This window comes from Actinospineispora spinosispora DSM 44797 (genome assembly GCF_000429025.1).
Taxonomy (GTDB): domain Bacteria; phylum Actinomycetota; class Actinomycetes; order Mycobacteriales; family Pseudonocardiaceae; genus Pseudonocardia; species Pseudonocardia spinosispora.
Window position 1 is genome coordinate 878,112 of the sequence record NZ_KE386834.1, and the last position, 17,998, is coordinate 896,109.

The 17,998-nt window shown below is 69.3% G+C and carries 19 protein-coding genes; 12 read left to right on the plus strand and 7 right to left on the minus strand.

The annotated features are described in order from the left end of the window. The first annotated feature begins 16 nt into the window (after positions 1 to 16). Both G406_RS51570 and G406_RS0133495 read left to right on the plus strand, forming a co-directional pair. Positions 17 to 490: a GbsR/MarR family transcriptional regulator gene (locus G406_RS51570; RefSeq protein WP_245607303.1), complete on the plus strand. Its 474-nt coding sequence runs from the start codon at positions 17 to 19 to the stop codon at positions 488 to 490. Further along, entirely contained in the window at positions 487 to 1,431 is a 945-nt protein-coding gene (locus G406_RS0133495; RefSeq protein WP_028937183.1) for an NAD(P)-dependent oxidoreductase, read from the plus strand. Before G406_RS51570 ends, G406_RS0133495 begins: the two co-directional genes overlap by 4 nt. A 118-nt stretch (positions 1,432 to 1,549) precedes the next feature. Here the strand turns inward: G406_RS0133495 and dapA are convergent, their stop codons facing one another. Next, positions 1,550 to 2,404, minus strand: a complete 855-nt coding sequence (gene dapA, locus G406_RS0133500; protein ID WP_028937184.1) for a 4-hydroxy-tetrahydrodipicolinate synthase — start codon at positions 2,402 to 2,404, stop codon at positions 1,550 to 1,552. Between the two features lie 154 nt (positions 2,405 to 2,558). Between dapA and G406_RS0133505 the strand changes: the two genes are divergently transcribed. Further along, complete coding sequence (locus tag G406_RS0133505; protein ID WP_028937185.1) at positions 2,559 to 3,719, plus strand: serine hydrolase domain-containing protein; 1,161 nt, start codon at positions 2,559 to 2,561, stop codon at positions 3,717 to 3,719. Positions 3,720 to 3,813: 94 nt separating this feature from the next. Next, on the plus strand, positions 3,814 to 4,662 hold the full coding sequence (locus tag G406_RS0133510; protein WP_028937186.1) for a fumarylacetoacetate hydrolase family protein: 849 nt from the start codon (positions 3,814 to 3,816) through the stop codon (positions 4,660 to 4,662). On the opposite strand, the gene G406_RS54820 is transcribed toward G406_RS0133510, so the two are convergent. From G406_RS54820 to G406_RS57460, 3 genes are all read right to left on the minus strand, one after another. Next, a complete protein-coding gene (locus G406_RS54820; RefSeq protein WP_051343020.1) occupies positions 4,659 to 5,084 on the minus strand; it encodes a hypothetical protein in 426 nt (141 codons plus the stop codon). The two genes, G406_RS0133510 and G406_RS54820, sit on opposite strands and share 4 nt — an antisense overlap. A gap of 166 nt (positions 5,085 to 5,250) precedes the next feature. Further along, the gene (locus G406_RS0133520) at positions 5,251 to 5,955 is read right to left on the minus strand and encodes a hypothetical protein (protein ID WP_028937187.1); all 705 of its coding nucleotides are present in this window, start codon (positions 5,953 to 5,955) and stop codon (positions 5,251 to 5,253) included. A gap of 3 nt (positions 5,956 to 5,958) precedes the next feature. After that, positions 5,959 to 6,126, minus strand: coding sequence for a hypothetical protein (locus G406_RS57460; RefSeq protein WP_156935284.1), 168 nt, complete (start codon positions 6,124 to 6,126; stop codon positions 5,959 to 5,961). 240 nt (positions 6,127 to 6,366) lie between these two features. Here G406_RS57460 and G406_RS51580 point away from each other — a divergent pair, with 240 nt between their 5' ends. Next, positions 6,367 to 7,668 carry a sensor histidine kinase gene (locus G406_RS51580; protein WP_245607304.1) on the plus strand — a complete coding sequence of 434 codons (1,302 nt, stop codon included), beginning with the start codon at positions 6,367 to 6,369 and terminating at the stop codon, positions 7,666 to 7,668. Beyond that, the gene (locus G406_RS0133535; RefSeq protein ID WP_028937188.1) at positions 7,665 to 8,315 is read left to right on the plus strand and encodes a response regulator; all 651 of its coding nucleotides are present in this window, start codon (positions 7,665 to 7,667) and stop codon (positions 8,313 to 8,315) included. The genes G406_RS51580 and G406_RS0133535 overlap by 4 nt, the downstream gene beginning before the upstream one ends. Positions 8,316 to 8,327: 12 nt before the next feature. On the opposite strand, the gene G406_RS0133540 is transcribed toward G406_RS0133535, so the two are convergent. After that, complete coding sequence (locus tag G406_RS0133540) at positions 8,328 to 9,104, minus strand: DUF4097 family beta strand repeat-containing protein (RefSeq protein WP_169736836.1); 777 nt, start codon at positions 9,102 to 9,104, stop codon at positions 8,328 to 8,330. Positions 9,105 to 9,225: 121 nt separating this feature from the next. On the opposite strand from G406_RS0133540, the gene npdG reads away from it, so the two are divergent. Together npdG and G406_RS0133550 are read left to right on the plus strand one after the other, a co-directional pair. Next, positions 9,226 to 9,918 carry an NADPH-dependent F420 reductase gene (gene npdG / locus G406_RS0133545; RefSeq protein ID WP_051343022.1) on the plus strand — a complete coding sequence of 231 codons (693 nt, stop codon included), beginning with the start codon at positions 9,226 to 9,228 and terminating at the stop codon, positions 9,916 to 9,918. 22 nt (positions 9,919 to 9,940) lie between these two features. Continuing rightward, the gene (locus G406_RS0133550) at positions 9,941 to 10,717 is read left to right on the plus strand and encodes a helical backbone metal receptor (RefSeq protein WP_028937191.1); all 777 of its coding nucleotides are present in this window, start codon (positions 9,941 to 9,943) and stop codon (positions 10,715 to 10,717) included. Here G406_RS0133550 and pip read toward each other — a convergent pair. Together pip and panB are read right to left on the minus strand one after the other, a co-directional pair. Then, the gene (gene pip / locus G406_RS0133555) at positions 10,706 to 11,698 is read right to left on the minus strand and encodes a prolyl aminopeptidase (protein ID WP_028937192.1); all 993 of its coding nucleotides are present in this window, start codon (positions 11,696 to 11,698) and stop codon (positions 10,706 to 10,708) included. The genes G406_RS0133550 and pip overlap by 12 nt on opposite strands. A gap of 165 nt (positions 11,699 to 11,863) precedes the next feature. Beyond that, positions 11,864 to 12,751 (minus strand): 3-methyl-2-oxobutanoate hydroxymethyltransferase, encoded by an 888-nt coding sequence (panB, locus tag G406_RS0133560; protein ID WP_028937193.1) that lies wholly within the window; start codon positions 12,749 to 12,751, stop codon positions 11,864 to 11,866. Between the two features lie 168 nt (positions 12,752 to 12,919). Here panB and G406_RS0133565 point away from each other — a divergent pair, with 168 nt between their 5' ends. The 4 genes from G406_RS0133565 to G406_RS54830 all read left to right on the plus strand — a co-directional run bounded on the left by G406_RS0133565 (position 12,920) and on the right by G406_RS54830 (position 17,907). Continuing rightward, complete coding sequence (locus G406_RS0133565) at positions 12,920 to 13,603, plus strand: alpha/beta hydrolase (RefSeq protein ID WP_028937194.1); 684 nt, start codon at positions 12,920 to 12,922, stop codon at positions 13,601 to 13,603. A gap of 80 nt (positions 13,604 to 13,683) precedes the next feature. Further along, a complete protein-coding gene (locus G406_RS0133570; RefSeq protein WP_084216544.1) occupies positions 13,684 to 15,285 on the plus strand; it encodes an alpha/beta hydrolase in 1,602 nt (533 codons plus the stop codon). Between the two features lie 175 nt (positions 15,286 to 15,460). Next, positions 15,461 to 16,798, plus strand: coding sequence for a right-handed parallel beta-helix repeat-containing protein (locus tag G406_RS54825; protein WP_051343023.1), 1,338 nt, complete (start codon positions 15,461 to 15,463; stop codon positions 16,796 to 16,798). After that, positions 16,798 to 17,907: a right-handed parallel beta-helix repeat-containing protein gene (locus G406_RS54830; RefSeq protein WP_156935285.1), complete on the plus strand. Its 1,110-nt coding sequence runs from the start codon at positions 16,798 to 16,800 to the stop codon at positions 17,905 to 17,907. The genes G406_RS54825 and G406_RS54830 overlap by 1 nt, the downstream gene beginning before the upstream one ends. Positions 17,908 to 17,998: the final 91 nt, after the last annotated feature.

The following is a 17,998-nucleotide window of genomic DNA, read 5'->3' on the forward strand; positions in this document are numbered from 1 at the left end:
AATCGAAGGGGTGATGGTGTCCGAGCGTGATGAGGAAGCGCTGGCGCGGTTCGTCGAGCGCTTCGCCATCGACCTGAGCGAGGCCGGGTTCCCTCGAATGCCGGCGCGCATACTCGCGGCGCTGTTGACGACCGAGTCGGGTGTCGCGACCGCGTCCGAGCTCGGTGAGTCGTTGAAGATCAGTCCCGCCGCCGTCTCGGGAGCGGTGCGCTACCTGATGCAGCTGGAGCTGGTCACGAAGCGGCGCGAGCCCGGTAGGCGCCATGACGAGTACCAGATCCGCGATGATCTCTGGTACGAGGCGGTCGGGCGCAAGGACCGCATCTACGCCCGCTGGGCGCAGACCCTCAACGAGGGGATCGCGGCGGCGGGGCCGGGAACCGCCGCGGCCGACCGGCTGGAGGACACCCGGCGTTTCTTCGAGTTCGTGTCCACGGAGACACCTGCGATGATGCGCCGGTGGCGAGCGATTCGGGAGGATCCCAGTTGAAGCTGCTCTACCCCAGCAACGTCGAAGGCACCCCGGACGTACCGGACGACGTCACCGTCGTGCGTTACGACCCGTTGGCCCCCATCCCCGCCGAGCATCACGACGCGGAGGTGCTCGTCTCCTGGGGCAGCACCGTCGATCGGATGCGGACCGCCGCGGGGCAGCTCAGAGCACTGAGATGGGTGCAGAGCCTCGCCGCGGGACCCGACGTCGAGGTGGCCGCCGGCTTCGCCGAGGACGTCGTGATCACCTCCGGTCGTTCGCTGCACGACGACACGGTCGCCGAACACGCGCTGGCGCTCGTGCTCGGCGGCCTGCGTGGGCTGCACCTGCTGGTGGCGTCACAGCCCCGGCACGAGTGGCGCTCCGATCTCGGGGGTCCGAGGGTCGAAGGGGTCGACGGCAGGGTCGAGACGCTGCACGGCGCCCAGGTGCTGATCTGGGGTTTCGGCGCCATCGCGCAGGCACTCGCCCCGTTGCTCACCGCGCTGGGCGCCCGCGTCACCGGTGTCGCGCGCAGCGCGGGTGAACGTGGCGGCTACCCGGTCATCGCCGAGGCGCAGCTGCCGACCGTGTTGCCCGACACCGACGTCCTGGTGATGATCCTGCCGCACAGCGAGCAGAACGTCGGTGCGCTGAACGCCGAACGGCTCGCCCTGCTGCCGACACGAGCCTGGCTGGTCAACGTCGGGCGCGGAACCACGGTCGACGAGGACGCGCTGCTCGAAGCGCTGCGCGAGGACCGGATCGCCGGTGCGGGTCTGGACGTGTTCCGCACCGAACCGCTGCCGAAGGACTCGCCGTTCTGGGACCTGCCCAACGTGATCATCTCGCCGCACTCGGCCGGCGGCCGACCGAGGGACGCCGCCCTCCTGGTCGCGGAGAACCTCGCGGCGCTGCGTCACGGACAGGCGCTGCGCAATGTGGTGGCCAGGGACTGAGCAGGAAACCACCGGGCGGCTCAGCCAGAGCGAGCCGACCTGGCTCGTCCGGAACGTGACCGCCTGATCGCCGTCCTCGACGTGCTCGAGGACGGCGATCGACCGGGCAGGTGAGAACCTAGGCGGGGACCTGGTCCAGGAGGCCCGCCTTCTGCAAGGCCTCGCGGATCACGGAGGTCTCGGCCTCGTCCGCGTCGACCAGTGGCAGACGCAGTCCGCCGACGCGGTGACCGAGCAGGTTCAGCGCGGCCTTGATCGAGATCGGGTTGGTGACGTTGACCGCCGCGGTCACCGCGCGGATCGACGCCTCGATCTCCGACCGGCGCTCCGGCTGGTCGACCATCTGCCGCATCTGATCGCCGAGGACATGGCTGGCCACCGAGATGACGCCACAGCCGCCCATGTCCAGCGTGCGGCCGAAGATCTCGTCGTTGCCCGCGTACAGGCCGAGCCCGTCGACCAGCGCGAGGTTGGCGTTGTTCGCCTGCTTCACGTAGTCGACGTGTTCGATCTGGGCCAGCTCTGCGAGCAGGTCGTTGGGCACGTCCACGACGACCCTGGACGGGATGTTGTAGAGCACGACCGGCTTGTCGGTGGCCGCCGCGATCTCGCGGTAGTGCGCGATCAGGCCGCGCCGGGTCGGCTTGTTGTAGTACGGCGTGACGGACAGGATGCCGTCGACACCCAGCTCGGTCGCGCGCTCGGTCATGTGCACGGCGTGGCGGGTGTTGTTCGACCCGGTGCCGGCGATGACGGTCGTGCCCTCTGGCCGGTACTGGCAGGCGAGCTCGACGACCCGAAGATGCTCGGCGTCGTTCAACGTGGGTGCCTCGCCGGTGGTGCCGCAGACGACGAAGCCGTCGGACCCGTGTTTGGCCAGGTGCTGCATGAGGTCGACAAGGGCTTGTTCATCGACCGCGAGGTTCTCGTCGAAGGGGGTGACGAGGGCGGTGAGCACGGAACCGAACGACATGTCCGCCAGCTTCCCTCGCGGACGCGGGAAAGTCGAGTGGGATCTGATGACGACCGGGCCACTTCCGGTTGTTGACCAGTGAAGCGTCGTCGGCCAGGGTGATCTGCGACGACAGTCGTGTCGTTGCCGTCACAGTCGCCGGGAGGGTCCACGCATGTCCGTATCCGCTGTCGATCAGGTGCTCAACGAAGCGGTGCGGGCGGGTGACGTGCCCAACGTCGTCGCCATGGCGGCTGATCGGGACGGGCCCGTGTACGAAGGCGCCGCCGGCCCGCGCGCCGCGGGTGGAGACGAGCCGATCACGGCCGACAGCATGTTGCGCATCGCGTCGATGACGAAGATGGTCGCCACCGTCGCCGCGCTGCAGCAGGTGGAACGCGGCAACCTCGACCTGGACGACCCGGTCGACACCTACCTTCCCGAGTTCGCCGACCTCGAGGTGCTGGACGGATTCGACGGCGACAAGCCGAGACTGCGCCCGGCGGCGACGAGAGCCACCGTCCGGCAGCTGGTCACCCACACCTCGGGCCTGGCCTACTGGTTCTACAACGCGGACATCCTGCGGTGGGGCGAGGTGACCGACACACCGAACGTGATGGCCGGGACCAAGGAGATCTTCACGGCGCCGTTGGTCGCCGACCCCGGCACGAGGTTCGAGTACGGCACCAACACGGACTGGCTCGGCCGTGTCGTGGAGAAGGCCAGCGGGCAGTCGCTGGACGCCTACCTCGACGCGAACGTGCTCGGACCGCTCGGCATGCACAACACCACCTTCATCATGACGCCGGAGCAGCGCGCGAACTCCGTTCCGGTGCATTTCCGCGCCGAGAACGGCGACGGTTGGGTGGCCACCGACGTCGACTGGAACCAGGAGCCCGACTGGTGGGCGGGCGGCCACGGCCTCTACTCGACGCCGCGTGACTACCTCGCGTTCCAGCGCATGTTGCTGGGCGGCGGCACGCTGGGTGACGCCACGATCCTGCGGCAGGCCACGGTCGACGACGCCTTCACCAACCACATCGGCAACCTCGACTTCCCCGCCGAGATCAAGGCCGCGGACCCGGTGTCGACCTGCGACACGAACCTCGGCCCAGGTCTCAAGTGGGGGTTGGGACTCCTGCTGAACACCAGCCAGGAGCCGGGTATGCGCGCACCGGGCAGTGGCGCATGGGCCGGAATCTTCAACACGCACTTCTGGGTGGATCCCAGCAGCGGCGTGACCGGCGCGATCTACAGCCAGTTCCTCCCGTTCGTCGAGCCTCCCTCGATGGCCATGTACGCGAACTTCGAACGTGCGCTCTACGCGGCGCTCTGACGCACGTGCGCCTCGGCGCGCAGGGGTGTGTGTGGACGGTCGTAGGCTCGACTCCGTTCGCTCGTAGGTGTGTGGGTGTGAGGACGGGAGTGGGATGAGGCTGGCCACGGTTCGGACGCAGGCAGGTACCCGCGCGGTTCGGCTGGACGCCGACACCGCGGTGGAAACGGGGGACGCCGACGTCGGCGCCCTGCTCCGGCGACCCGACTGGAGGGACCGCGCCGCCGAGGCCGCCGGCCCCACCCACTCGGTCGACGACCTCGACTACGCGCCCCTCGTGCCCAACCCGGAGAAGATCCTCTGTGTCGGCGCGAACTACCGGGACCACATCGCGGAGATGGGCCGGCAGCCTCCGGAGTTCCCGACCCTGTTCGCCAAGTTCCCTCCTACTCTCATCGGCGCCTACGACGACGTGCTGTTGCCGTCGGTGTCCGACGCGGTCGACTGGGAAGCGGAGCTGGCGCTGGTCATCGGCAAGACGGTCAGACACGTGAGCGCCGAGGAGGCGCCGGAGGCGATCGCCGGCTACACCGTGCTCAACGACGTCTCGGTGCGGGACTACCAGAACCGCACGTTGCAGTGGTTGCAGGGCAAGATGTTCGAGGCGACCACCCCGATCGGGCCGGCGCTGGTGACTCCGGACGAGCTGCTGGGCGACAGCTCTCCCGGCGCGACGGTCAACGCCGAGATCAGCACCGAGGTCGACGGCGAGGTGCTCCAGCACTCGGACACCGGCCAGCTGGTCTTCGGACCGTACGACCTGATCGCCTACATCTCCGCGATCGTGACGCTCAACCCTGGCGACGTGATCACCACCGGTACCCCGGGCGGCGTCGGCCATGCCCGCAAGCCTCCGAGGTACCTGACCGACGGCGCCACGCTGACCACCCGGATCGCGGGCATCGGTGAGTGCCGCAACGTCTGCCGCAAGGAGAAGCTCTAGGAGCCCCGGCCTTCCAGCGGGTGCACGCCGGAATCGGAGGACAGGAACACCCCGCCGAGTGCGATGCGCGCGTGCGAACACGCCACGCGCAACGCATTACGCCACTCGCGGTCCAGCGAGGTGGCCTCCTCCGACCCGGCACGCTCCAGGGTGAGGATCACGCAGCCGGGTCCGGAGGACGTCGCGAGCTCGCTCCGCATCCCGCCGAGAAGGCGCTCGAGCCCCTGGAGGAAGCTGAGATCCGGTCTGTCGGGCAGGCCGGACAACGGCAGCACGGTCGGAAGCTGTCTGCCCTCGCCGTCGACCAGCATGATCCAGACCTGGCGGGTGGCGCAGGCCTGCCCGACCAGCGCCCGTACCCGGTCCAGCTTGTCCGAGTCGGTGCGCAGCGGGGGTGCATCGGCAAAGTGAGGAATCGTCATGCGGCGAGTGTGTCGGGTCGGCAAGCCTCGCGGGTGATTCGACGACCAGCCTGTGGACAACCCCGCCGACCGAGCCCCCATGGACCCGATTTGTGGACAACTCCGCGCGATCCGCGACAACCCGCTTGTCAACGGATCCGTCGTGTGGCATGGGTCCGCGACAGGGTCACGGCTTCTGGGTCAGACGCTCCAGCTGACGCTGCACGTCGTCGAGGCGGGCCTGCAGCAGCGAGACCTCGGCGGACAGCAGCGGGACCAGCGCTTCACGGTCGACGTCGTCCAGCGCCGGAGCGGCGACCGGGGCAGAAGCTCCGGTCAGGTTCGTCTCGTCGGCGATGACCGGCGGTCCGCCCAACAGCTCGGCGAAACGCCCGAGGCCGATGCCGGTACGGGGCGCCGCGCACGAGGGGCAGACCGCGGCCAGCCGTCTCCACCCGACGGTTCCCGCGTCCGACTGCACGAACACCCGCGCGGGACGTCCGCAACCACATCGCCCGACCCTGACCGAGACGACCCGCTGTCGTGCGTAGCGCAGGCCTTTCTCGTAACGGATGAAACGGCCGGATGCGGCGATCTCCAGCAGCACCGCGTAGCGGTAGTCGGGATCGCACGCCAGCGCTCTCGCGTCGGCGAGGGTGTTGACACAGTAGAAGCCGCAGTCGCACCAGCGCGACGGACAGCTGTGCCGTCCGCCCTGCGCGCACTCCGCGTCGGCCACCGCTTCGTACACACTGGTGCGACCGATCGTCACGCCGCTGAAACCGCCACGTTCGCCGTCCGCCGACACCATCGGGTGGGCCAGCTTGTAGCCGCGCAGCGGGATGGCCGGTCGCTCGGTCGGGACGCGTCGGCCGGACAGCCAACCCGCCACGGGTTAGCGCTCGGCGTGTGCGGCGACCGGCTCGGAGACCGGGGTCGCCGATGGCTCGTCGGCCCGGACGGTCGCCGGGGTCGCCGCGGTGACGGGAGCATCGATCGCGGTCGGTTCCTGATCTGCCGTGTCCCGGACCTCGCCTACTGAAATCCTCTTGCCGAGCTTCATCGCAGACCTCCCGAAGTATGGGCGCGTTACTCACAAGGCTGACCCGAGAATCCCCGGATGTCCAGCACTTAGACACAGACGGCCGCTCGCCGGGCCCTGAGGCGCGAGCGACCGGACCGGCGCCGAAGGTGCGCCGAACCGGTTGAGAGTGCGACTTTCGTCGGTTGAGTACCGCCCAACGGTGCTGATTCAGCTGGCTGAACGCGCCCGGTCGGCCCTGAGGTGAGTAACGTGCCAGCCGTGCAGCAAACGACCGCGGCCCGCTGGTGGGGCTCCCTTCGAACGACGCGGCGAGACGCGGCGTTCGACGTGGCGCTCACGCTGGCGGTCCAGTGTCTGCTGGTGGCGATGCTGTGGCCGTTGATGATCCAGCACGGTCCGATCGGCCTGATCGTGCAGCTGTGCTCGGCGCTGGTGCTGCTGTTCCGCAGGACAGCGCCGCTCACGGTGCTGTTCCTGATGGTGCTGAACACCGTCGGACTGCTGATCCTCGGCCACGCCGCGCCCGATGTGCTGCTGTCCACCGTGGGTGACCAGGAGCAGGCCTGGATCGTGCTCGCCGTGCCCTTTGTGATCTACAGCGCACTCGTCTACGGCACGGACCGGCGCCGGGCCTGGGTCATGATCGGCATCCTCACCGTGATCTCGGCCCGGCCAGATGATCCGGGAATCTTCGACCGCCTGATCGGCTTGGTGTTCGTCATCGTGTTGGCCGCGCTGCTCGGTATCTATGTGGCGAACCTGAACGAACGGGTCGCGCGTGCCGAGCGCGATCAGCACCGGCTCGCCGAGCAGGCGCGGGTCGAGGAACGGGTCCGGCTGGCCGCCGAGATGCACGACGTGGTGACCCACCGGATCAGCCTCATGGTGCTGCAGGCAGGCGCGTTGGGAGTGACGGCATCGGACGCGACCACCCGAGCCGCGGCCGAGGACCTCCGCGCCGCGGGATGCCAGGCACTCGAGGAGCTGCGTGACCTCGTCGGCGTGCTCCGGTCGTCGCCCGGCGAGGTGACCGAGGACTTCACCGTCACCAGAGCCGGTGGCCAGGCCGCCGCGCCGGACTTCGCCGACCTGATCGCCGAGTCCGAATCGGTCGGGCTGAGCGTGACGCTGGACCAGGTGGGCAGGCCGTCCTCGGCGTCACCGGTCGTCGGGCGTACCGCCTACCGGATCGTGCAGGAATCACTGACCAACGTGCGCAAACATGCGCCGGGAGCCACGGCGTCGGTCCGGCTGAGCTTCGGCGCCGAGCGGGTCAGGGTGTCGATTCGCAACACCGCGCCGGGACCGGACGCGGGTGACCTCGCGTTGACCGCGAGCGGCTCCGGCACCGGGCTGCTGGGCCTGAGGCAGCGGGTGGAGCTGGTCAGCGGCGCACTGCGCGCCGAACCGACCGAGGACGGCGGCTTCGAGGTGGACGCGACCTTGCCCGCGTACGTACCGACCAGGGACAACAGCGTGCCCACCCGCGGCGTGGAACCGGCGCCCAGGCGCGCACGGCTCGTCGGCGGGGCACCGACGAGAGTGCGAGGTGCCGGATGATCCGCGTCGTGGTGGTCGACGACGAGCCGATGGTGTGCGCGCACCTGCGCACGATCCTCGGATCGGCCGACGACATCGAGGTGGTCGGCACTGCCCACGACGGCGCGGCCGGGGTCGAGGCGGTCGTCCGGCACCAGCCTTCGGTCGTGCTGATGGACCTGCGCATGCCCGGCGTCGACGGCCTGACCGCGATCACGCGGATCGCGGCGCTGCCGGACCCACCCACCGTCGTCGCATTGACCACGTTCGACGCCGACCAGTACGTCATCCGGGCGCTCCGCGCGGGCGCATCGGGCTTCCTGGTGAAGTCGACGCCGCCGGAGGACCTGATCGGGCTGGTGCGGGTCGCTGCCGACGGACACACGGTCCTGTCGCCCGCAGCGGCTCGCAGGCTGGTCGCGGCGTCCTCCGACGAGCACGCCAACCGGGACCGCGCGGTGACGCTCATCCGTGAGCTCACCGACCGCGAGACCGACGTGTTGGCGTGTCTGGGCGAAGGACTGTCCAACTCCCAGATCGCCAAACGCCTCTTCCTCTCCGAGACCACGGTCAAGGGCTACGTGTCCCGCATCCTGGTCAAGCTCGACTGCGAGAACCGGACCCAGGCGGGCCTGCTGGCGTACGACGCGGGTCTGGTCACCCGCTGATCGGAGTCCGGCTCAGCCGTTCTCGACCTCGACCGATCCGGCGTCGGTCTCCGCGTTGATCTTGTGCGGTGACGCGGGGTCCTGCTGGACCTTGATGCGCTTGCTCCCGGCGTCGGTCTTGGCCTGCACGGCGTAGCCGACGCCGCCGGGCACCTCGATCTTCACGCTGCCGGCATCGGTGGTCGCGTTCACCTGGTCGGGCACCTGGGTGAACGCCAGCTCGACACCGCCCGAGTCGGTCTTCGCGGTCACGGTCTTGCTGGTCAGGTTCTCCGCTTCGATGCTGCCGGAGTCACCGACCGCGGACACCGTGCCGGACATGCCGGTCAGGTCGATCGAGCCCGAGTTGCTGTTGAGGTCGACGTTGGTGCCCGCCGGGGCGTGGATCTCCCATGCCACCTGGCAGCGGCCGTTGATCGTGCGGACCTTGGCGCATCCGGTGTTGGCCAGGTTCAGCGTGCTGCCGTCGACCGCGTGCGTGGTGGCCGGCTTGTCGTCGCTGTAGACGGCGGTCTCGGTGATCGAGATCGGGCCGTCGCCCGCGATCACCTTGATCGAGCCGGCCCTGCCGACCAGCTTCACCAGTGCCACGTTCTGCGGGATCGTGTAGTCGGCCTTGTCGACGTGCGCGTCGCCGTAGCCGGAGTCACCGTCGGAGCTGGATCCGGAGTTCGATGTGGAGTTGTTCTGCGTCGACTGTGTCTGGTCGGGGGAGCAGGCGGTCAGCGCTGTCGCGGCGAGAACGAGAGCGGCCGCCGCGAGCCTGCGGCGATGCGGGGTGGCTGTCACGCCCGGCATTAAACCTCAGGCGGCAGGTGTGGCCGACTTCTTACTCACCACCGGCCACGCCCGATCCGATCTACATCTAAGGTGAAACGAACTAGACCAGCCAGTACAGCGGAGGAACTCAGTGACCGAGCCGGCCGCACCGGACCTGACCAGCCAAACCATCGGTGTGCTCGGTGGCACCGGTCCACAGGGCAAGGGGCTGGCGCTGCGCTGGGCCGCCGCCGGGCTCAAGGTCGTGATCGGCTCCCGCGACGCGGGACGCGCGCAGACGGCCGCCGACGAGCTCGCCGAGCAGGCCGGTTCCCAAGCCGGTGCGATCAGCGGCGCGGACAACGCCGGCTGCGCGTCGGCCGCGGACATCGTGCTGGTCGCGGTGCCGTGGGACGGGCACGACGCGCTGCTGACCTCACTGCGCGACCAGCTCGCTGGCAAGATCGTGATCGACTGCGTGAACCCTCTCGGCTTCGACAAGCAGGGCCCGTTCCCGCTGCGGGTCGAGGAGGGCAGCGCAGCGGAGCAGGCCGCCGCTCTGCTGCCCGACTCCCGGGTGACCGCGGCGTTCCATCACGTGTCCGCCGTGACCCTGGCCGACCTGTCGGTGGCGAAGATCGACCTGGACGTGCTCGTCCTGGGTGACGACAGGGCCGCCACGGACCAGGTCCGGGCGCTCGCCGACACGATCCCGGGCGTGCGCGGGGTGTTCGGCGGCCGGCTGCGCAATGCCGGCCAGGTCGAGGCGCTGACCGCGAACCTGATCGCGATCAACCGCCGCTACAAGACCCACGCCGGTATCCGTATCACCGATCTGCCGTAACGCGGAGGCCGTAGTGCGTGAACTGGTCGACGACCTCGGCGAGCGGGTGCCGCTCGCCGGGGCGCCGGGCAGAGTCGTGTCGCTGGTGCCGTCCATCACCGAGGCGGTCGCGGTGAGCGCGCCCGGAGTGCTCGCGGGCGCGACCGAGTACTGCATCCACCCGGCCGACCTGGATGTGGCGCGCGTCGGCGGGTCCAAGTACCCGAAGCTCGACCAGGTGCGCGCGGTGCGACCCGACCTGGTGCTCGCCAACGCGGAGGAGAACCGGCCACAGGACGTGGCCGCCCTGCGCGAGGACGGCATCCCGGTGTGGGTCACCGAAGCCGCCTCGACCGTTCCCGTCGCGCTGCGGTCGATCCGTCGGATGTTCGCCGAGGTGTTCGAGCTGGCGGGAGAGCACGCGCCGGAGTGGCTCGACACGGCGGAACGTGAATGGACCGGTTCGCTGCCCTCGGTGGTGGCCACCGCAATCGTGCCGGTGTGGCGCAAACCGTGGGTACTGATCGGGCGGGACACCTTCGCCGGTGACGTACTGCGCAGGCTCGGGGTGGGCAACGCCTTCGCCGACCACGCCGACCGCTACCCCCGGCCGCCTCTCTCGGAGCTCACCGAGCTGCTGGACCGAGGCGGCGCGAACCTGGTCGTGCTGCCCGACGAGCCGTACCTGTTCACCCCCCAGGACGGCCCCGAGGCCTTCCCCGGTGTTCGTTGCGCTCACGTCGACGGGCGTCTGCTGACCTGGTGCGGGCCGTCGCTCGCCGGAGCACGCGCGACCCTGAGCGACCAGCTAGGGCTCTGAGCGGGCGAAACGGTCGGTCGCCGCGATCAGCGCGTCCTGGACACCCGGCTCGTTGAACGCGTGGCCCGCGCCCTCGACGACGACGAGCTCCGAGCCCGGCCACGCGCGGTGCAGGTCCCACGCCGTGCGCATCGGTGTGGCGATGTCGTAGCGTCCGGCCACGATGACGCTCGGGATGCCGGTGAGCAGGTGCGCGTCACGGATGAGGCTGCCCTCGTCGAAGAAGCCCGCGTGCCGCATGTAGTGGTTCTCGATGCGGGCGAACGCCAGCGCGAACCAGCTGTCGGTGAACGAGTCGATCACCGAGGCCTTCGGCAGCAGGGTGATGGTCGAGCCCTCCCACTGGCTCCAGCGCACCGCGGCCTTCTCCGCGACGGTGGGGTCCGGGTCGTGGAGCAACCGGTGGTACTCCTCGATGATCACCTCGCTGCCGGCGTCGTGGACGTGCGCGGGCAGCGGGGCGAGGAAGTCGGCCCAACGGTCCGGGAACAGCGCCTGGGCCAGCCCGCCGTAGTACCAGTCGAGCTCCCAGCGGCGCAGGGTGAAGATGCCGCGCAGCACCATCTCGGTCACGCGGGCGGGGTGCGCCTCGGCGTAGGCCAGCGCGAGCGTCGAACCCCACGAACCACCGAACACCATCCACCGTTCGATGCCCAGATGGTCGCGCAGCCGTTCGAGGTCCGCGACCAGGTGCGGCGTCGTGTTGTGGAGCATCGCCCGGCCGGAGACAGCGCGGTCCGGGTCGGCGGCGTGCGGCAGGCTGCGACCGCATCCGCGCTGGTCGAGCAACACGATCCGATAGATCGCCGGGTCGAACGCCCGCCGATGGTCGGCCTTGCAGCCCCCGCCCGGCCCGCCGTGCAGGAACACCACCGGCTTGCCGTCCGGGTTCCCGCAGCTCTCCCAGTAGATCTGATGGCCGTCGCCGACGTCGAGCATGCCGTGCCGATAGGGCTCGATGGGTGGGTATGACTCGCGCACCCGACGATTCTCGGCCCTCCGCGCCGTCCGAGCGGAGGCACCCCGTCGGACAGGCCCCTGTGGGCGGCGAGTGCGCTATGGCGCCGCTCGCCGCCCACAGGCCTGATGTCTCCGCGCCGGCGTGGGATCTGCCGCGCCCGCACGGGACGTTGGTGGCGAGGACCCCTACGAGTAGGAGTGCTCGGGATCCGGGTACACGCCGTCGCGGACCTCGGAGCCGAAGCTGCGCGCGGCCGTCAGCAGCGCGTCGCCGATGTCGGCGTAGCGCTTCACGAAGCGCGGCGTCCGGCCCCTGTTGAGCCCGGCCATGTCCTGCCAGACCAGCACCTGGGCGTCGCAGTCCGGACCGGCGCCGATACCGACGGTGGGGATGGCGAGCTCGGCGGTCACGCGTTTGGCGACGTCCGCTGGCACCATCTCCAGCACCGCGGCGAACGCACCCGCCCGCTGCATCGCCAGTGCGTCGGCGATCAGCTGCTCACCGGTGCCGTCGCGGCCCTGCACGCGGTAACCACCGATGGTGTGTTCGCTCTGCGGGGTGAAACCGAGGTGCGCCATCACCGGAATGCCGGCGCCGACGAGGGCCTCGACCTGTGGCGCGAACCGCTGACCGCCCTCGAGCTTCACCGCGTGCGCGCCGCCGTCCTTCATGAACCGGGTGGCGGTCTCCAACGCCTGTGCGGGGCTGATCTGGTAGCTGCCGAAGGGCAGATCGGCGACGACCAGCGCACGCTTCGTGGACCGGACGACCGCGCGCACGAGCGGCATGAGCTCGTCCACGGTGATCGGCAGTGTCGAGTCGTAGCCGTACACGTTGTTGGCCGCCGAGTCGCCGACGAGCAGGACCGGTATGCCGGCCTCGTCGAAGATCTCCGCTGCGTAGGTGTCGTACGCGGTGAGCATCGGCCACCGTTCACCGCGCTCCTTCATCGCCCGCAGCTGCGGGACGCGGATGCGCTTGATCGGTGCCGTGCTCTGACCCGGTGCCGACTGGTCGGCGGGGCCGGTGCGATACGGCGGGGTGGTGTCATCACGAGATGCGGGTGACGTCATCGTCAACCGTCCTCCCTCGAGGCCCGCCTGGCGGGTCCCCGGGTCGTCTCCGGTATGAGGTATCAAGCCTCGCACCCGGGACGCGGCCATGGAGCGGCCTGGGAGGAGTGTCACACCAGTAACGTCGAGCCGGACGAACCTCCACTTCTGGCACCGGGAGCCCGTCGTATGGCCACGTTCGTGTTGATCCATGGTGGCGGCGACGTCGGTTGGTACTGGCACCTGCTGGAATCCGAGCTGCGCGCCAGGGGGCACGATGTCGTCGCGCCCGACCTGCCGTGCGAGGACGACTCCGCCGGCCTGCCCGAGTACGCGGACACGGTCGTGGCTGCGGTCGGCGAGCGCACCGACCTCGTCGTGGTAGCCCATTCGTTCGGTGCGTTCACCGGGCCGCTGGTGGCCCAGCGGCTCCCGGTCGATGCCCTGGTGCTGATGGCGGGCATGGTCCCGGCGCCCGGTGAAGCCCCCGGGGACTGGTGGGCGAACACCGGCTACGAAGCGGCCTCGAAGCAGCAGGCCGGACGCGATGGCGGTCTGACCGGCCACGAGGATCCACTGATCAGCTTCTACCACGACGTGCCGACGGCTCTGGCCGAGGAAGCGGTGCGCAGGGGCCGGGACCAGACCTGGGCCGCTTCGGCGGCACCGTGGCCGTTGACGACGTGGCCGGACGTGCCGACGCGGTTCATCCTGTGCACCCAGGACCGCATGTTCCCCGCCGAGTTCCTCCGCCGCGTGGTCGCGGACCGGTTGGGCATCGTCCCCGACGAGTTCGACGCGAGCCACTGCGGCGCGCTGAGCCGCCCGGTCGAGCTGGCAGACCTGGTGGAGAGCTACCTGCCCGTCGGGTGACCGAGGAACTGAGGATTTCTCGCGGGGCTTCGACCACCCACACGGCCCTGTTACCGGTGGTGGGTGCAGACTGTCCTGCGATGAAGCTCACCGCGCGCGGCCCGGGCCGCCTCCTCTTAGTTCTGGCCGCGCTGGTCGCCGTTGCGGCACCGGTGGCGGCCTGCGGGGCGACCGGTCCGACCGGCGCCGCCGTCAGTCCCTCCTCCGCACCCACACCTGCACCTGACCTGCAGAAGTTCTATGCACAGCAGCTGAGCTGGGGTAGCTGCGCGGATTTCGCGCTGAACCCCGAGCTGAAGGACATCTACAGCTTGCCGAAGCTGCAGTGCACCTACCTCGAGGTGCCGATCGACTACAGCAAACCCGATGCGAAGACCGCTCAGATCGCGGTTCTGCGGCTGAAGGCCGCCAAGCCTCAGCAGCGGATCGGCTCGATGCTGGTCAACCCGGGTGGCCCGGGTGCATCCGGCACCGAGGCCGCGCTGAGCGTCGCCTCGAACGCCATCGGGACCCCGCTGGGTGACCGGTTCGACATCGTCGGGTTCGACCCGAGGGGCGTGGGCAAGAGCAAGCCCGCGATCCAGTGCTTCACCCCGCAGGAGCGTGACGCCGACCGTCTCGACGTCGAGGTCGACAACTCGCCGGCCGGGGTGGCCAGGCAGGAAGGCAAGAACAAGGCCTACGCCGACAAGTGCGCGCAGCACTCCGGCCTGGACCTGTTGGCCAACGCCGGAACCCGCGACGTGGTCAAGGACATGGACATCCTGCGCGCGGCGCTGGGTGACCCGAAGCTGACCTACCTCGGCTACTCCTACGGGACCCGGATCGGCTACACCTACGCCGAGGCGTTCCCGCAGAACGTGCGCGCGCTCGTCCTGGACGGCGCGCTCGACCCCGACCAGAGCCTGATCGACCGCACCGTCGCGCAGGCGGGCGGTTTCCAGAAGGCGTTCGACGCGTTCGGCGACAAGTGCGCGTCGCAACCGGCCTGCCCGCTCGGGCCGGACGCGAAGGTGGACACGGACAACTTCAAGAAGATCGTCCTCCCGCTCATCGAGAAGCCGCTCCCGCTGCCGGACGGTAGGAAGCTGTCCTACAACGACGCGATGACCGGCACGATCCAGGCGCTGTACAGCACGAGCATGTGGGGCGACCTGACCAAGGCGCTGCAGGACCTGAAGGCGGGCAAGCCCGCCGGCATGATGGCCCTGGCCGACTCCTACGAGGAGCGTCAGCCCGACGGCACCTACCAGTTCACCCTCGATGCGTTCGCCTCGATCGGGTGCGTGGACGACAAGCCGGTGACCGACCCGGCCGAGGTGCTCGAAGCGAACAAGCGCGCACTGGCGATCGCGCCGTTCGAGGACGACGGCCGCGGCCCGAGCCCGGCGAAGGACCCCTGCGCGTTCTGGCCGGTGCCCAACACCAGCGAGCCGCACCAGCCACACGTCCCGGGGCTGCCGCAGATCATGGTGGTCTCGGTGACCGGGGACCCGGCCACGCCGTACCAGGCGGGTGTCAACCTCGCCAAGTCCCTCAACGCGCGCCTGCTGAGCGTGGACGGCACGCAGCACACCATCGCGCTGCAGGGCACCAAGTGCGTGGACGACATCGTGACGAAGTACTTCACCGACCTGGTACTGCCACCGGACGGAGCGAAGTGCAAGGCGGGCGGGGCCTGACCCTCGACACCACGTGATCCAGAGCGCGCCGGGGCAGTAGCCTCGGCGCGCTCTGTGCTGTCGGGCGCGTGCGCAGAGGGGAAACCACTCACCGGGCGTCGATTTCGTTCGCGATAGCACAGAGTCCAGGTCAAACGGCCTCCGTGCGGCCCAGCGCCGGTGTTTGCTCCAGGACATGGCGAGGGGCGAGCACCGAGGCGGCTGGGGACGGCCCTCGGTCGGCGGACGTGGTGACCTGACGCGTAAGGCCGTCGTGATCGGAGCGCTCTGCGCGGTCGTGGTCATCGCGGTCACGACGGTGACGGCTGCGCTCGGTTCGCACGAGCAGCGGCACGGCGAGCAGGAGAGCGGGATCGGAGCCTTCATCGCGGCGATGATGGCCAAGGGCGAGGACGACTCGGACGAGGAGAAGTCGGACTCGGACTCGGAAGACGACTCCAGCTCCTCGGAGGAGTCGTCGACCAGCACCACGAGTGCGTCGGACGAGTCGTCGTCCGACGCAGGCACCTCGTCCACCGCCTCCGCGGCCGGGAAGAGCTGCACCAAGATCGCATCGGACGAGGCGGGCCTGAACCGGATTCTGCAGACTGCCGGAGTCGACGACGTCATCTGCTACCGCGGCAAGTCCGCGACCTCGGGCAGCACGGGCGCGATGCAGGGCGGCCCGCCCGGAGCCGCCACTCCCCAGCAGGGCAACTGCACGAAGCAGGTCACCGATGCCTCCGGTCTCACCCAGGCGATCAGCGCGGGCAAGGGCGGCGACCGGATCTGTGTGAAGGGCGACCTCAGCTCGGCGCGCCTGAACATCAAGAAGGGTGGGACCGCCGGCTCGCCGCTCACGGTGATCGGCGACGGCACGACCAAGGTGAAGGGCATCACGGTCGCCGCCAGCAACGTGCATGTCGAGGGCTTCCAGGTGGTCAAGGCCGCGGCTCCCGGCATCGAGCTCAGGGGCAACGCCATCACCGTGCAGAACAACACGGTCAATGGTCCGACCAGCGTCGGCGGGGGTGCCGACGGCGACGGAATGCGCTTCTTCGGCGACAACATCAAGATCGTGCACAACACGATCAAGAACATCAACCCTCAGGGCAGCCAGGCGCACGCCGACTGCATGCAGACCTTCACCAACGACGAGAAGCCGAGCTCGCACCTGCTGGTCGACGGCAACCGGTGCGAGAAGATCGACAACCAGTGTCTGATGGCGGAGGGACCCGGTGACGTCGGTGACGGTGGCGGTGGGCCCGGCGAGTCGGTCGACTGGACGCTGAGCAACAACTACTGCCAGGTCATCAGCGCGACCCAGGTCTACATGATCGAAGCGGTCCAGAACGTGAAGATCAAGAACAACGAGTTCGTCGGCAAGAACCTGGACAAGGCGATCGGGCTGGACATCAAGTCGACGGGTGCCGAAGTCTCCGCGAACAAGCTGGTCGGGATCAAGGCCGCCGTGGGTATGTCGGCGGACTCCAAGAAGGGCTACAAGGGCCCGCCGCCGCACGGTGGTCCGTGATGGGCTCGCCCGGCCGGCTGACACCCGGCAACGATCGGGACGGTCTTACCCGGTGCGCGGTCGTCGTGGGAGCGACCCTGGCGATCGTGGCGATCCTGGTGGTGACGTCGGTCGCGGTGTTCGGCATGCGTGGTGGCCACGGAGCAGAGACCTCAGTCGGCTCGTTGGGCGGGAAGAGCAGCGGCCCGACGGCCGCCGATTCCGCAACGAGTGCTTCGAGCTCCGAGGCGAGGCCGACCTCCACGCCCGCCGAGGGCCGGACCGCGAGGACACGGATGAAGTGCACCATCCTGGTCTCCGACGACGCCAGCCTGACCGACGCGGTCGACGCCGCGGGGCCCGACGACGTGGTCTGTTACCGGGGCGGCGCGCACCAGCAGCGCGGCGTCGGAGTCACCAACCGGGCGGTGCAAGTGATCTCCGGCCGAGGTGACACGGTCAAGGTGACCGACGCAGCCTCACTCACCTCGGCGCTCTCGGCAGCCAAGCCCGGGCAGACCATCGAGATGGCGGACGGCACCTACAGCGGCAGGTTCGTCATCAACAGCGCCGGGCAGCAGGGCAACCCGATCACCCTCAAGGGCTCGCGCAAAGCGGTGCTGAACGGCGGCGACACCGGGAGCGGCTACACGCTGCACCTCAGCGGCGCCGACTACTGGCAGCTGGTGGGGTTCTCGGTCACCGGCGGCCAGAAGGGGATCATGGCCGACAAGACCAGCCACAGCGTGCTGTCCGGCCTGGACGTGGGCGACACCGGGCAGGAAGCCGTCCACCTGCTCAACTTCTCCACGAGCAATGTCGTGCAGAACTCGGTCATCCACGACACCGGCAAGGGTGATCCGCAGTTCGGTGAGGGACTCTACTTCGGGACCGCGAAGTCGAACTGGGCGAAGAAGTCCGGCGGCAAACCGGACAAGTCGGACAACAACAAGGCCATCGCCAACACCTTCCGCAACACCACCGCCGAGAACATCGACGTCAAGGAGGTTATCTGGGGTCGGGGACGGGAGTTGGTGACGTCGGTAGCCGCCCCGTCTGGGAGGTCAGGGGTCTCCTCTGTCCGGTTGCTCGCGGCTGGTTGGGGTCCTGGTCTCGGGGTTGGCTGGTGAGCATGGTGGGTTCGGTGGCCGCGGGGTTGTTGTCGGTGATCATCGTGATCGTCCCTGGTCCTGCTGACGAGCAGCGGCAGACCTCGCCCGA

What these genes read in the sequence shown, in the direction of transcription:
- dapA (WP_028937184.1), bottom strand. Translation starts at nt 2,404, where the DNA reads ATGTCGTTCGGTTCCGTGCTCACCGCCCTCGTCACCCCCTTCGACGAG.
- G406_RS0133505 (WP_028937185.1), top strand. Translation starts at nt 2,559, where the DNA reads ATGTCCGTATCCGCTGTCGATCAGGTGCTCAACGAAGCGGTGCGGGCG.
- G406_RS0133510 (WP_028937186.1), top strand. Translation starts at nt 3,814, where the DNA reads ATGAGGCTGGCCACGGTTCGGACGCAGGCAGGTACCCGCGCGGTTCGG.
- G406_RS54820 (WP_051343020.1), bottom strand. Translation starts at nt 5,084, where the DNA reads ATGACGATTCCTCACTTTGCCGATGCACCCCCGCTGCGCACCGACTCG.
- G406_RS57460 (WP_156935284.1), bottom strand. Translation starts at nt 6,126, where the DNA reads ATGAAGCTCGGCAAGAGGATTTCAGTAGGCGAGGTCCGGGACACGGCA.
- G406_RS0133535 (WP_028937188.1), top strand. Translation starts at nt 7,665, where the DNA reads ATGATCCGCGTCGTGGTGGTCGACGACGAGCCGATGGTGTGCGCGCAC.
- panB (WP_028937193.1), bottom strand. Translation starts at nt 12,751, where the DNA reads ATGACGTCACCCGCATCTCGTGATGACACCACCCCGCCGTATCGCACC.
- G406_RS0133565 (WP_028937194.1), top strand. Translation starts at nt 12,920, where the DNA reads ATGGCCACGTTCGTGTTGATCCATGGTGGCGGCGACGTCGGTTGGTAC.
- G406_RS0133570 (WP_084216544.1), top strand. Translation starts at nt 13,684, where the DNA reads ATGAAGCTCACCGCGCGCGGCCCGGGCCGCCTCCTCTTAGTTCTGGCC.
- G406_RS54825 (WP_051343023.1), top strand. Translation starts at nt 15,461, where the DNA reads ATGGCGAGGGGCGAGCACCGAGGCGGCTGGGGACGGCCCTCGGTCGGC.
- G406_RS54830 (WP_156935285.1), top strand. Translation starts at nt 16,798, where the DNA reads ATGGGCTCGCCCGGCCGGCTGACACCCGGCAACGATCGGGACGGTCTT.